Source organism: Kiloniella antarctica (assembly GCF_042682825.1).
GTDB classification, from domain to species: Bacteria; Pseudomonadota; Alphaproteobacteria; order Kiloniellales; family Kiloniellaceae; genus Kiloniella; species Kiloniella antarctica.
Map to the genome: position 1 here is coordinate 558,926 of NZ_JBHUII010000004.1, position 11,709 is coordinate 570,634.

The 11,709-nt window shown below is 46.7% G+C and carries 11 protein-coding genes; 5 read left to right on the forward strand and 6 right to left on the reverse strand.

The window, feature by feature from the left end; genetic code table 11:
- The first annotated feature begins 92 nt into the window (after positions 1 to 92).
- The 5 genes from ACFSKO_RS09670 to ACFSKO_RS09690 all read left to right on the forward strand — a co-directional run bounded on the left by ACFSKO_RS09670 (position 93) and on the right by ACFSKO_RS09690 (position 5,527).
- The gene (locus ACFSKO_RS09670) at positions 93 to 1,013 is read left to right on the forward strand and encodes a sugar ABC transporter substrate-binding protein (protein WP_380250915.1); all 921 of its coding nucleotides are present in this window, start codon (positions 93 to 95) and stop codon (positions 1,011 to 1,013) included.
- Positions 1,014 to 1,355: 342 nt separating this feature from the next.
- Positions 1,356 to 2,954 carry a sugar ABC transporter ATP-binding protein gene (locus ACFSKO_RS09675; RefSeq protein WP_380250917.1) on the forward strand — a complete coding sequence of 533 codons (1,599 nt, stop codon included), beginning with the start codon at positions 1,356 to 1,358 and terminating at the stop codon, positions 2,952 to 2,954.
- Complete coding sequence (locus ACFSKO_RS09680; protein WP_380250919.1) at positions 2,954 to 3,967, forward strand: ABC transporter permease; 1,014 nt, start codon at positions 2,954 to 2,956, stop codon at positions 3,965 to 3,967. The genes ACFSKO_RS09675 and ACFSKO_RS09680 overlap by 1 nt, the downstream gene beginning before the upstream one ends.
- 34 nt (positions 3,968 to 4,001) lie before the next feature.
- Complete coding sequence (gene rbsD, locus ACFSKO_RS09685; RefSeq protein WP_380250921.1) at positions 4,002 to 4,412, forward strand: D-ribose pyranase; 411 nt, start codon at positions 4,002 to 4,004, stop codon at positions 4,410 to 4,412.
- A gap of 113 nt (positions 4,413 to 4,525) precedes the next feature.
- Entirely contained in the window at positions 4,526 to 5,527 is a 1,002-nt protein-coding gene (locus ACFSKO_RS09690; RefSeq protein ID WP_380250923.1) for a LacI family DNA-binding transcriptional regulator, read from the forward strand.
- A gap of 90 nt (positions 5,528 to 5,617) precedes the next feature.
- On the opposite strand, the gene ACFSKO_RS09695 is transcribed toward ACFSKO_RS09690, so the two are convergent.
- From ACFSKO_RS09695 to ACFSKO_RS09720, 6 genes are all read right to left on the reverse strand, one after another.
- Positions 5,618 to 6,334: a GntR family transcriptional regulator gene (locus ACFSKO_RS09695; protein WP_380250925.1), complete on the reverse strand. Its 717-nt coding sequence runs from the start codon at positions 6,332 to 6,334 to the stop codon at positions 5,618 to 5,620.
- Between the two features lie 49 nt (positions 6,335 to 6,383).
- Entirely contained in the window at positions 6,384 to 7,439 is a 1,056-nt protein-coding gene (locus tag ACFSKO_RS09700; protein ID WP_380250927.1) for a Gfo/Idh/MocA family protein, read from the reverse strand.
- 59 nt (positions 7,440 to 7,498) lie between these two features.
- Positions 7,499 to 8,488: an SMP-30/gluconolactonase/LRE family protein gene (locus ACFSKO_RS09705; RefSeq protein WP_380250929.1), complete on the reverse strand. Its 990-nt coding sequence runs from the start codon at positions 8,486 to 8,488 to the stop codon at positions 7,499 to 7,501.
- A gap of 116 nt (positions 8,489 to 8,604) precedes the next feature.
- The gene (locus tag ACFSKO_RS09710) at positions 8,605 to 9,888 is read right to left on the reverse strand and encodes a TRAP transporter large permease (RefSeq protein WP_380250931.1); all 1,284 of its coding nucleotides are present in this window, start codon (positions 9,886 to 9,888) and stop codon (positions 8,605 to 8,607) included.
- Positions 9,885 to 10,430, reverse strand: a complete 546-nt coding sequence (locus tag ACFSKO_RS09715; protein WP_380250933.1) for a TRAP transporter small permease — start codon at positions 10,428 to 10,430, stop codon at positions 9,885 to 9,887. The genes ACFSKO_RS09710 and ACFSKO_RS09715 overlap by 4 nt, the downstream gene beginning before the upstream one ends.
- Positions 10,431 to 10,501: 71 nt before the next feature.
- Positions 10,502 to 11,524 (reverse strand): TRAP transporter substrate-binding protein, encoded by a 1,023-nt coding sequence (locus ACFSKO_RS09720; protein ID WP_380250935.1) that lies wholly within the window; start codon positions 11,522 to 11,524, stop codon positions 10,502 to 10,504.
- Between the last annotated feature and the right edge of the window lie 185 nt (positions 11,525 to 11,709).

Here is an 11,709-nt window from a genome sequence, read left to right on the forward strand (position 1 = left end):
GGCAGTCGCAAAGCGAGAGTATAATAAGTTGCAACGCGACCATAGCCATTCACTGGTTATATTTTACTGGTGACATTCTCTGGGAGATACGAATGAAATTCACGAAATTCGCTGCTGTTGCAGCAACCTCTATCGCTTTGCTTGCCGGTTCGGCACAAGCAGCTGATAAACCCGTTGTTGGCCTGATCATGAAATCACTCGCCAACGAGTTTTTCCAAAATATGCTCGAAGGGGCAAAAGAACACGAAATCAAACGTGGTGATTACGAACTGCGTGCCGTGGGTATGCAGAACGAAACCGATTTTGAATCTCAAATCAATGCGGTTGAAAACTTCATCACGCAAGGTGTTGACGCCATCGTTATCGCCCCCGCTGATTCTCGCGCCATGGTGCGTCCACTAAAACGGGCAATGGAAGCAGGTATCGTTGTGGTAAATTTTGATGTTGCTCTTGATGCCGAAGCCAAAAAACAGCAAGGCGTCGAACTTGCCTTTGTTGGCCCGGACAACCGTGGTGGCGCAAAGCTTGCCGGGGATGCCCTTGGTCAGTTACTTGGTGCTGGTGGCAAAGTTGTCATCATCGAAGGAAATCCCGGTGCGGACAATGCAAACGAACGTCGTCTTGGTTTTGAAGATTCCGTAAAAGAATACAAACTTGACCTCCTCGACAGCCGTACAGCGCACTGGGAAACCGAAGAAGCCAATACCGTGTTCTCAAACATTCTAACCGCTCATCCAGATACACAGGGTGTAATGGTTGCTAACGATTCAATGGCAATTGGCGTTGTTAAAGCTCTTGAATCTGCGGGCCGTAAAGACATCGCAGTTGTTGGTTTCGACAACATTCCAGCCGTTACACCAATGATCAAAGATGGCCGTTTGCTCGCCACGGTCGATCAGTTTGGCCAGGATATGGCAGCAAATTCCATCGATATGGCACTGGAAGTTGTTGCAGGTGGGCCAAAACTTGAAGGTTGGGTAAAAACACCAATCGAACTCGTTAAAGGCAAATAATCGCCTGAACCATACGCGTGTTGTCCTTTTGAGGGGCCCTTATTGCCTTTTGGGCCCCTCTTTCGGAACCTCCTTGTTAAGTATATGTCTTACAGAATCTTGTCTCTATTAATGAGGCTGTCTGAGAAAACGATCCTAATTCCTGTCCGTAGGTTCGTTTTTTAGCAGGATGTTATTTCAATTATCCGCCATATATTTCTCATATACCGGATGGACGACACGCGTTATTGTTCACGCCCAAACCGCCTGATCCAAAACCAGTCGATCCAAACCGCTTGATCCAAACCACTTGATAAAGCCGGTTATCACAAATACTGGGTAACACAAAACTGGGTAATAATGATGGTTGCAGTACAGCCGAGTAGTGATGAGACCCTGTCAGAAGTAGGGGATCTTCTGTCCGTTACAGGTTTAAAAAAATATTTTGGCGGTGTAAAAGCCCTCGACGGGGTCAACTTCTCGCTCAAAGCAGGCGAAGTCCATGCGTTGGTAGGCGAAAATGGTGCGGGAAAATCCACACTGATCAAGCTTTTATCAGGGGTATTCCCCTTTGATTCCGGGAACATTGTTCTCAACGGCACCCCCTACAGCCCTGCTAATCCGCATACGGCAAAAGCCCACGGTGTTCAGGTTGTTCACCAGGAATTTAATCTGCTTGACCATTTGAGTGTAGCTGAAAACATTTCGATCGAAGCCATGCCTAAAACACGTTTTGGACTGCTAGACCGACCCGAGATGAACCGACGTGCCCGCGTTGCACTGGATGCCATTGGCCTCAGTGATGTTGATGTACGCGCCACGGTTCAAAGTCTCGGGATCGCTCACCGACAATTGATTGAAATCGCCCGTGCGCTGCAATCTGAAAGCACGATCCTCATCCTTGATGAGCCGACTGCCACATTAACCGAGCGCGAAACCAAACGTCTTTTTGAAATAGTTCAATCCATCAAAGCAAAGGGCGTCACCATCGTCTTTGTTTCGCACCACCTCAACGAAGTGTTTGCGATCTGTGATCGCGTGACGATCTTTCGCAACGGCAAAACCATCACAACAGAAAATATCGTTGATACCACCCCTTCTGGCGTGGTCCGGCACATGGTTGGACGCAAGCTGGCCGAAGAAATGGAACACGGCGTGGAGCCCCACGCCCGAGGCGATATCGCTCTCAGCCTGAAAAACTTCTGTGTTGCGCAAAACCCGCATAATACCGGCGTTTCCTTTGATCTTCACTATGGCGAAGTCCTTGGTATTGCAGGACTGGTTGGTGCAGGACGTACAGAGCTTTTACGTGGAATTTTTGGTATCGACCCCGTGATCTCCGGCAGTCTTGAACGCGATGCAACCCCGTTAACATTTAAAGGACCAAGGGATGCAATTGCCGCCGGGATAGGCTTTGTCACTGAAGACCGTAAGGACGAAGGTCTTATTCTCGACATGCCTATTGCTGCGAACATTTCATTGGCCAATATGCGCAATGTCTCCGCCAGCGGCCTGCTACGGTTCTTCAAGGAAAAACAACAAGCCCGCGAAGGCGGCAAACGTCTAAAACTGAAATACGGTAAAATCAGCGATCCGGCATCCAGTCTTTCCGGTGGAAATCAGCAAAAGGTTGTTCTCGCCAAATGGCTCGCACTCAATCCCAAAATTTTAATCTTGGATGAACCTACACGCGGTGTCGATGTTGGTGCCAAGGCAGAAATTTACGCCATTCTCAAGAGCCTTGTCCGTGAAGGAATTGCCCTGCTCATCGTTTCATCGGAAATGCCTGAGCTTATGACCCTGTCAGACCGTATCCTCGTACTTTCTGATCATCAGGTCAAAGGTGAACTGGACCGACCTGATTTCTCTGAAGAAAATATTCTCAAGCTGGCTTACGGTCAAAACACCAACACCGCAGAACATCTAAACAGCCAAAATACCTACACCGAAGGAAGAAGTTAATGGCCGAGCAAACAAACACTGTAGCTGAGCCGAATACACCAGAACATACTGGACGCGATTTCTCACTGCGCGCCATTATTCACAATGCTGGTATCGGACTGGCTTTGTTAGGGTTAATCCTGTTCTTCTCAATCTTTACCGAGCACTTTTTAAACCCTAACAACATCACCAACATCCTGACCCAGATTACCATCAATCTCATCCTTGCCGTTGGCATGACCTTTGTCATTCTTATTGGCGGCATTGATCTGTCGGTGGGTTCTGTCATGGCTTTTGCTGCGGTGATTGCCGGGAAAGCCATCACCCTGCCCGGATTTGGCACCACAGAAATCATCCTGCTTGCCTGTATCCTTGCGGTTACTGCCGGATTTGCCTGTGGCCTGTTGAACGGCCTCATTACATCCTATTGGGCATTACCTTCTTTTATCATCACCCTGGGTATGCTCAACATTGCCCGTGGTGCAGCGCTACATGTTTCAGACGCACAGACTATTTACTCCTTCCCCTTCGCCTTTGAAGAGTTTGGATCTGCACAGTTCTACGGGGTCCCTGTGGTATTTCTGGTCGCACTGGCATTGGTTCTTTTGGCCTGGTTTGTCCTGAACCGAACTGTTTTTGGGCGTCTGCTTTATGGTATTGGTAACAACGAAGAAGCCGTCCGTTTGGCCGGACATCCAGTATTTTGGTACAAGGTCGCCGCCTTTACTATCTGTGGTCTCACCGCAGGTATTGCAGCCATCGTCTATATGGCGCGTTTGAACATTGCCAGCCCGATTGCCGGGATCGGCTTTGAACTTAACGCCATTGCAGCTGTTATCATCGGCGGCACCAGCCTCAGTGGCGGACGCGGCTCTGTGATCGGCACATTACTCGGTGCTTTCATTATCGGTGTGCTCGCCAATGGTTTGATCCTGATTGGCCTCAGTGACTTTATGCGCCAAATGATTACTGGTGTCGTCATTATTGTCGCTGTGATTCTGGATTATTACCGCGCCAGATACGCCAAAAAATGATCAAATACGCAGCTCAGATCGGGTAAATTCAACAATGAAACGTACCAAGCTGTTAAACAGCCACCTCAGCGCCCTTGTCGCCCAGTTGGGTCATATGGATGAAGTCCTGATCGTCGATGCCGGGTTCCCAACACCCAAGGGTGTCAACGTCATCGACCTTGCCGTGGTACCCGGCCTGCCTTGTTTAGTAGATGTTCTCCAAGCCTTGAGATCAGAGCTCTGTATAGAGACCGCGATACGGGCCGAAGAAGCAGGAATAGACTTTATCAATGATATAAAGTCGGTGTTGGACGACTGGTCTGCTGAGCTGGAGCAGCCCATCGCGTTTACTCAAACCCCACACGACGATATGAAACAACGGACCAAACAGGCCAAAGCAATCATACGAACAGGTGAAACCACGCCTTATGCAAATTTAATTCTGGTCAGTGGGGTAGTTTTTTAAATGCTCAAATCTTTATACAACGCCCCGATCACAGTGTACCTGATTGCATAATCAGAGCCATTAGGACAAAATATTGAACATCTATTGGGATTATTACTGGGAAAAAAACACCAATGCCAACGGTTAAAGACGTAGCTAAATTGGCTGGTGTTTCTGTCGGAACGGTTTCACGTGTTCTCTCTGAAAACAAAGCCGTTAAGCAACCTTTGAAAGAACGCGTCTTAAACGCAGTTGAAAAGCTTGGGTATAAACCCAACCTTGCCGCCAGAGCGCTGCGAACGAACCGGATTGATGTCATTGGTCTGGTGGTTCCCGATATTACAAACCCCTTTTTTGCCCAGCTCGCCAAGTGTATCGAAACGGAAGCAGCCAAGCGCGGTCACTCGGTCATGCTCGCCAATTCTCACGACGATGCCGCAACAGAACGAAAACAAATTTCAGCCCTCCTCGACCGTTCACCACGCGGCATGGTCGTCGTTGCAGCTGCGGATACAGCAGAACTTGGTTACCATACGGATGTCCCGGTGGTTTCTCTCGATCGGCGCTTTGAAAATTTCCCGTTGGTATCAACAGATCATGCCCACGGTTCAGCCCTTATCGCCGACCACCTCTATCAACTCGGGCATCGTGATATCGCCTATATCGCTGGACCTCAAAACACAGAGGTCGGGCGTAGTCGTAAACAGGGATTTATCTCACGCATCCAAGACCTCCACAGTGAAAATGACCCCGTAACGCTGCGTACATACGATGGCTTATTTGATTATAAATCAGGTGAAGATATTGGCCGGAAAGTACTAACCGCATGGGATGACTGGCGTCCAACAGCGATCGCGGCGGCAAGTGATCAGCTCGCTATTGGTGTTTTGCGCGTCGCCCGTGATTTAAAACTGGACATCCCGGCTGATCTTTCCATTACAGGGTTCGATGACATCGCCCTGGCATCCCTTATCGTGCCTCGTCTCACCACGATCCGCCAACCCACGGAACGCCTGGCGGAAACCGCCCTCGCCTATATATTTTCAGAAGATGCCTCCACAACAGTGCCCATGAAAGAACACCCCCTAAAGGGAGAGATCGTCATCAGAGGTTCCACCACGGCCCCAGAGAAATAATTTCCAGCACAGGAAAGACGCCCTGCCTGCGGCTTCTTATCTTTATTTACCAACGAATTTGTTGCGTGATAACGTTACAAAGTGATTTTTTCAAAGTTGGGTCAGTCCGTGACTTTCCAAAAGTTCCACCAATAGCTTTCCCGCATTTTCACGATGAATACGATGAATGCGCCGGGCCTTATCTGCGTCCTTAGCCTCGATAGCCGCGACAACTTGGGCATGGTCCTGGTTGGACTGTGCTGGCATTGGACGTAAACGCAGGGTGAGCATACGAACGCGGTGAGACTGATCAATAAATCGGTCCACCAGTTCAATCAAACGCTGATTACCGCTCATTGAAACCAACAATCTGTGAAAATGTTCGTCTGCATTCGCCCAAGCTTTAAGATCTTGAGCCTTCAAGGCTTCATCCATCTTCTTTACGCTGTCTCGAAGAAGTTTGATTTCTTCATTTGTATGATCGCGTTTAGCAGCCTGCCACGCAGCCGTTGATTCCAAGCCTGTCAAGAGGGCGTAAATTTCCGTCATATCCGAAATTGAGATCGGTTTAACTTTCATCCCATGACGCGGCCGAACTTCGACCAGACCTTCGGCTTCCAGTCTCATCATGGCTTCGCGTGCGGGAGTACGACTGATATCAAGGAGTTCAGCCAACTCACCTTCCATAAGCTGGTGGCCTGCTGGCAGCTCGTTTTCGAGTATACGACGTTTCAAATCAGCATAAGCTTTATCAGCATAAGACACTTTGGGTGCGTTACTCTTCTTCTTTGCTTTTACAACCCCTGTCGCAGTCTTTGTTGCTGCCATTAGCGTCCCTCCTTGTTAGATAGAATTTTTAGCAAGTAGGCCGACGAAATCAAGGTATCATTTTCTTTATCGCTAAATTGATTTTTCTACCGGTATTATTTGATTCGTAAACAGTCTCGGCTATTACCACGTTCGTCAGGTACTCTTTGGCTGTGTTCATCAACTCAGTTCCATGACACAGATGATTAATTACATGTCGTTGCAGGTTATAAACACAGTCTCCGCCGAAATCACAATCCTTCCAATCATAGCTCAAACTGGTTTCTTCGTTTTGTCCATGAAGGCGAAGATGTAACTCAGCATCGCCATTGAGGATCAAAGTGCCTTTTTCTCCCTCAATGCGCATTTCCCCCATCGTTCGGCGGCGATTAACCGCCTTATGGTCACTAAGGCGATTGCCGTCAAAAAGTCCCCGAGATCCGTTTTCAAACTCAAAGATAATGATCCCCGCATCTTCTCCTTTGATCACCGGATTAATACGGCGTAAATCTGCAAATACTGATTTGGCTTCACCAAAAAGATACCGAAACACATCAATCAGATGAACCGCGGTTTCATGAACCAGAAGACGTTCCATTTGTTGGAAATATGGCTGGCGATCCAGATAGGCATTTTCCCCCTGCCCGTCACCAGGACGCAGAGCATAACTGATTTGATATAGTTGCCCCAGAGCTTCTTGTTCCAGAACTTCTTTGATTTTGCGATACCACGGTTGGAAGCGAAAGTTTTCGTGGATGATAACCTTTGCTTTCTTTTCCTCAATTAAAGCCACCAGTTTTTGGGCTTCATCCATTGAAGGGGTAAATGGTTTTTGACAAATTGTTGTTATGTTTCTCTCAACGCAGGATTTGATATATCCCGTATGTGTTACAGGCGGCGTAATAATGTCAACGAGGTCTGGTTTAACCTCATCCAGCATTAAATCGAAATCCTGATACACACCGGGAATATTGTATTGGGTACTCAGTTCAAGAGCAGGCTCCTGATTTCGGTTGCAGATACCAACCAGATTAACCTCCGGCATACGGGCCCAAGCCGCATACTGGAATCGACTAAAATAGCCTGTACCTACAGTTGCAACACGAATTGGAGACGAAGAATTCATATTAAAATCAAAACCTTGTGTTAAGAATTACAGCGTCAATCATATTATGGATTTTCATATTAAGATTGACGCTGCGGGCCCTTAAATTTCCAGTGACTTGGTGCATGCCCTGTAAAAGGAGCGTTGAAAGTATAAACGCAATCATCCAGCAAACAGCCGAGATATCCCGTCTTCAAATTTGTCCCCCCAAATGCCAAACTGGATATATTTTTCAGTGCCTTACTTTGTGCATTATCCAGATGTGGACGCCCCATTTCACCCGCCTGAAATGCCTCTTCCACCCAGACAAGATGTTCGTCTTTACAATCTTCAATCATCACTTCTTGGGTGCCATCCGGCGCAATTCTAATCACCCGATTACTGACAATAGATGTAATCCAAACCCCGCCTTCAGTATCAAAAGTCATCCCATCGGGATAAGTTCCAACCCCAAATTCAGTGACGATTTTCTTGTTTGAAAGATCTCCGTTTTCGGCAATGTCAAAGCTGACAAGTTTACGTGCAAAGGTTTCATTTACAAACAAACGCTTGCCATCGGGATGAACCAGACATTCATTGGTATAGCCTAAATCATCAGCAACAATTCTAGGCTTTCCTCCATTACTATTTGGGTCAACCAAGACAACAAACCCGTCAGAAACATCCGGACGATACCCTTCGCTACGCGGTATTTTTCTTGTACTCACCGTTATCCATACCCGCCCAAGGGTATCAAGATGAACATAGTTGCTTGGCGGTAAAGGCACGCCATCAACTTCTACACAAAAAGGGGTCGTTGTCCCATCTTCAGCGATCCGGAACACGCCACCATCCTCAGCCCCCAAGTGGGCGATAAGAACAGATCCATCCGGCATCAGACAGATACCATTTGGTTTTAGCTCAAGATCTTTTTCTTTTGGCAATAAATACCATTGAGATCCGTCAGCTTCGATAACACCAACACCTCCCCGCCAATCTGCGGTATAGAGACGGCCATTTGATGTTGAAAGAACACATTCAGGTCGGTTGAGTTTTGATCCGACTTTTTTTATAGCGTTGAGTTCTATCATTTTGTTTTTCCTAAAGCACATTCTTAATATTTATCAAAAAAGGAAAACACCCGTATACCAAGACATTAGTATACGGGGTTCCCCAATAGACCTGCAGGTAAATTCCCCCTTACCGCCTATCTAAACAATTCGACCATTGTCATCGAAATCGCCGGAACGTAGGTCACCAAAAGCAAAGCAGATATCGCCGCGACATAAAGTGGTGCCATTGCGCGGGCAATTGACAACACCCCAACACCAGATATCCGTGATGCAACATACAGCGTTGCTCCTACAGGTGGGGTGAATAATCCCACTGCGACATTACACGTCATGATGACACCCAGGTGAACCGGATCGACACCAAAAGTCATCGCCGTTGGTATAAACAAAGGTGCCGTCAAAAGAATAGCCGGCAACGGATCTAACACCAGACCCAACATCAACAAAACAACATTCACCAAAAGCAAAAAGGTAAAAGGACTTTCTGATACGCTGTTTATAAACACAGCAAGCATCTGGGGAAGTTGCTCCAGCGTAATCAGCCAACCTAAAACCGTTGTTGCCCCGATCACAACCATAACAATCGCACTTGTGACAAAAGAATCAATGATCAGTTTTGGCATTTGTTTCAAGGTAAAATCCCGATACAAAACCACCGTAACAAAAAAACCGTAAACAACAGCAACGGCAGCCGCTTCCGTGGGGGTTACGATACCACCAAATATACCACCCAAAATAAGAACGGGCATAAACAAGGCAGGACCAGACCGGACAAAAGAGCGCCAAAGAGCAGCTCTGGACGTCCGCCTTCCGCCGGGGTCACAGTTGGTTTTTTTACCCACCCGATAACAAACTGCCATAAACAACAGACCAAAGATCAGGCCAGGAACAACCCCGGCAAGGAATAGATCCGCTACAGATACATTACCAACAAAGCCGTAGATTAACATCGGAATAGACGGTGGAATAATAATTCCTATCGTGCCTGCCGCTGCAACCAATCCTCCAGCAAAAGCTTTTGAATAACCTTGTTTGGCCATATTGGGGATCATAACAGATCCAATCGCTGCAGAATCAGCAATCGCCGACCCGGAAATTCCGCCAAACAGCATGGAGGCCCCGACAACAACAAAGCCCAGCCCACCGGGTAAAAATCCAAGAGCTTCTTTTGCGAAATCAATAATACGTTGTCCAACACCACCCCGCCCCATGAGTTCGCCAGCAAAGATAAACAGCGGTATTGCGATAAAGTGGTTCGGTTCGACGCCCCCTATAAAGTTGAGGTACACAGCTTGAAGCGGATATCCTAAATCAAAGACAAAAATAGGCAGAACTGCTGTGATCAAAATGGCCCAAACCAAAGGAACACTTAGCATAATCGTGATAAGAAATACCGCACAGATAAAGAGTAAAATCACTCGAAATCCTCCCAGCTATGATCGTCAGATTTCGTTGATCCACCATCCACACCACTCAGACTCGCACGGATATCAGTCATGAAATTATGAAGGTGAAAAATCAGGGTTAAAGCCATGCCCGCGGGTAAAGAGGCATAAAGCAATCCAACTGGCCAATAGAGAACCGTCGTTTTTTGTGCCCAAGTATGGAGTGATATGTTGTAGCCATGATATATCAAACTGACGAGCAATACGACGATCAAGCTATTAATGATCAGCTCCAAGAACGGTTGCATTTTTTTCGGTATTATCTTTTCCGCTATTTCTGTTACCCGCATATGCGCACCACGTGCCGTGGCTGCCGCACAGCCCAAAAATGTCAACCACAACAAAAGAAAAGCCGTGATTTCCAGTGACCAAGCCAAATCAAATCCGGCTGCGCCACGCAAGACAGCATTGGAGAAAATAAGCAGTAAAACGCTAACGCCACCCACAACAAGAAATGCGTCGATTAGAAAGCTTAAAAATTTTAATAAGGTCGGATATCGACTTCGATAGTCCACGATAATTGCTCCCGGTTTCAATAAAAAGAAGTACCTGTTCCTCTCAGAACAGGTACTTCCATATTTTGGTTTTATTTTGCAGGGAGTTTTTCACGAATAGCAGCAGCATCGGCGAGAACTTTTTCGACTTCGTCGCCATAAATGCCTTTAGCTTTTTCATAAACAGATTGAACTGAATCACGGAAAGGGCCGATCACAGGAACACTAACGGATGCACCGGCTGCTTTCATCTCATCAATTTGACCATTTACAGAATCACGTACCAGCTTACGACTGAAATCAGATGATTCTTTTGCAGCTTTCATAACAGCTGCTTGATCTTCAGCGGAAAAGCTCTGCCATGTTTGCTCGGAAATTGTTAGAGGCAGAGGACTATAAACGTGACGGGTAAGGGTCACATTTGGTGCAACTTCGTAAAACCGTAATGATTTAATTGTATCTACCGGGTTTTCTTGTCCGTTTACAACACCTTGCTGAATAGAAAGATAAACATCAGTAATCGGCATCACAACAGTCTGAAAACCAATCGCTTCCATGGTCCAACGGATCATATCGTTCGGATAGACACGCATTTTCTTACCAACGGCATCTTTCGGAGATGTCAGAGGATCGCTTGTGGTAAAGCTTCTAAACCCAGCTTCCCAAGTGGACAACACACGAAAGCCTTTTGCTGGAAGCTTCGAAAACTCACCTTGCAGCCACGCTGAATTATCATAAAAATCCCACCCCTGCTCATAAGTATCCACAAGGAAAGGCATTGCGGTTAGATTTAAGCTCGGCATATGTGTCGCGTAACTGCCTGTTGCTGAAACCGTAAAATCAACACCACCTAATTGCAGTTGTTCGATGGCTTTAGGATCATTCGCAATTTGGCCCGCAGGATAAACACGTACTTTATAACGACCTTCGGTATATTCTGCGACTTTTTCAGCAAAAACTTCGGCCGCAGCTTGCCGCGATCCACCAGGGTTATCGGTGTGACTAAAGCGAAGAACTTTTTCTGCGCTGGCATCTGATGCCATGAACATGGCTGAGCCAAGTAATGTCACAGCGGTAAGAGTTCCCGTGGTGATTTTGGCTATATTTTTAAACATCTTTGACCTCCCAGAGTGCGGTACGTTTACCGTCTGATTTGATTTGAAATCAACACTGTTACTTTCTTGGTAACGGATATGAGCCGTCATATTTTTAACAACAGTAATTAATTTTCAATACGGTACATTCGTTAATTTATTTGTCAATAAATTTTTTAATGTATACATTGACTAATACATAGATC